This window comes from Paenibacillus sp. 598K, from assembly GCF_003851045.1.
Taxonomy (GTDB): Bacteria; Bacillota; Bacilli; order Paenibacillales; family Paenibacillaceae; genus Paenibacillus_D.
Window position 1 is genome coordinate 143,606 of sequence record NZ_BFBX01000083.1, and the last position, 619, is coordinate 144,224.

At 66.2% G+C, this 619-nt stretch carries 1 protein-coding gene; it reads left to right on the forward strand.

What is annotated here, in order from left to right:
• Positions 1-619 (forward strand): helicase-related protein (locus PA598K_RS22885; RefSeq protein ID WP_260405555.1); only part of this gene is annotated, 619 nt, incomplete at both ends.

Below are 619 nucleotides of genomic sequence, written 5' to 3' on the forward strand. Positions count from 1 at the left end.
GGCGCTGGAGGCGCGCGGCGGGTTGGCCGAGCTCGCCTGTCACGAGGTTCGCGTGCCGCTCTGCGACTCGCGGCGACAAGCTTACGATGAGGCGGCTGCCCGACTCCGTCTGCGCATCGCCAGCGAGAATCCGGCCAAGCTCGCGGTGCTGGAGCAGCTCTTGCACCGTCACGAAGGGCAGCAGCGTCTGGTCATCGGCCAGTATCTGGATCAGCTGCGCTTAGCAGCCCGCCGTCTGCAGGCGCCGCTCATCACCGGCGAGACGAGCCAGGAGGAGCGGGAGCGATTGTTCGCAGCGTTCAGACGGGGCCAGATCGCCACGCTGGTGGTCTCCAAGGTGGCCAACTTTGCCGTCGATCTTCCCGATGCGGCAGTCGCTGTACAGATCTCCGGCAGCTTCGGCTCGCGACAGGAGGAGGCTCAGCGGATCGGGCGCATTTTGCGGCCGAAGCGGGACGATAATCGCGCATGGTTTTACAGCTTGGTCACGGACGGGACCAAGGAGACGGAGTTCGCCCGGCGTCGGCAGCTGTTCATGGTCGAGCAAGGCTACCGCTATGAGCTGCTCAACGGCCAGCAGCAGCCGTCCGTCGAGACCGAACAGGCGACAGAGCGCCCG